1 protein-coding gene is annotated in these 1,679 nt (G+C 62.4%); it reads left to right on the plus strand.

What is annotated here, in order from left to right; genetic code table 11:
* A partial coding sequence (gene acnA, locus VGN12_16015; GenBank protein HEY4310957.1) for an aconitate hydratase AcnA occupies window positions 1-1,486 on the plus strand: 1,486 nt, incomplete at its 5' end.
* Window positions 1,487-1,679 lie beyond the last annotated feature (193 nt).

The raw sequence follows: 1,679 nt of genomic DNA on the forward strand, positions 1-1,679 counted from the left end.
GGCCAAGGAGTTCAACAAGGGCTCCGAAGCGACCAAGCGCGTGCGGGTCGAGGACGACAAATACGACATCGGCCACGGCGACGTGGTGATTGCGGCGATCACGTCCTGCACCAACACGTCGAACCCGGGCGTCATGCTCGCGGCCGGCCTGCTGGCGCGCAAGGCGGCGGCCAAGGGCCTCACCGCCAAGCCGTGGGTCAAGACGTCGCTCGCGCCGGGGTCGCAGGTGGTCGGCGAATATCTCGAGAAGTCGGGTCTGCAGAAGGACCTCGACAAGCTCGGCTTCAACCTTGTCGGCTACGGCTGCACGACCTGTATCGGCAACTCCGGCCCGCTGCCGCCGCAGAACTCGAAGGCGATCAACGACGGCGATCTCGTCGCCGCCGCGGTGCTCTCCGGCAATCGTAACTTCGAAGGCCGCGTCAATCCGGACGTGCGCGCCAACTATCTGGCGTCGCCACCATTGGTGGTTGCCTACAGCATCGCCGGCTCGATGAACGTCGACATGCTCAAGGATGCGCTCGGCACCGACCAGAAGGGCAAGAAGGTGTTCCTCAAGGACATCTGGCCGTCGAACAAGGAAATTGCCGAGTTCACGGCGAAGAACGTCACCAAGAAAATCTTCAGCACCAAGTACGCCGACGTGTTCAAGGGCGATACGAGCTGGCGCAAGATCAGCGTCAAAGGCAGCCCCACCTACGCCTGGAACGACCGGTCGACCTACGTGCGCAATCCGCCTTACTTCGAAGGTATGAAGAAGGTGCCGAAGCCGCTCGAAGACATCGTCGATGCGCGTGTGCTGGCTCTGTTGCTCGACTCGATCACGACCGACCACATTTCTCCGGCCGGTTCGATCAAGGAAGCGAGCCCGGCGGGCGAATACCTGCGCGATCATCAGGTGCGTCCGAAGGACTTCAACCAGTTCGGCACGCGCCGCGGCAATCATGAAGTCATGATGCGCGGCACCTTCGCCAACATCCGGTTGAAGAACCAGATGCTGCCCGGTGTCGAAGGCGGGTTCTCGATGCACTACCCGTCGAAAGAGAAGGCGCCGATCTACGACGTCGCCATGCGCTACAAGGCCGAGAAGGTTCCGCTCGTCGTGTTCGGCGGTAAGGAATACGGCTCGGGCTCGTCGCGCGACTGGGCGGCCAAGGGCTCCGTGCTGCTCGGCATCCGCGCCGTGATCTGTCAATCGTTTGAGCGCATCCATCGCTCGAACCTGATCGGCATGGGCGTCATGCCGCTAGTGTTCGAAGAGGGCACGTCCTGGCAGACGCTGGGCATGAAGGGCGACGAACAGGTCACGATCCGCGGCCTGCACGGCGAACTCAAGCCGCGGCAAAAGCTGACCGCTGAGATCGTGTCCGGCGACGGGACGCTCAAGCGCGTGCCGCTGATCTGCCGGATCGATACGGCGGATGAACTCGATTACTACAAGAACGGCGGTATTTTGCAGTACGTGCTTCGCCAGTTGGCGAGCTAAGGGGCTACCGCCCATCACGATGCGATTGGCCACTCACCTCGAAGTGAGTGGCAGGTGATCGACAAGGCGCATTATATGCGCCTCGCTGGGTTGGGGATCGTGGGGCCTGAATGAACTACCGCCACATCGCCTTTGCGACTGCTCTCGCTTTTATATCGCTGACCGCCCCGGCCGCCGCCGGGCCGCGCGCTGT

The sequence above is a fragment of the Pirellulales bacterium genome (genome assembly GCA_036499395.1).
GTDB lineage: Bacteria > Planctomycetota > Planctomycetia > Pirellulales > JACPPG01 > JACPPG01.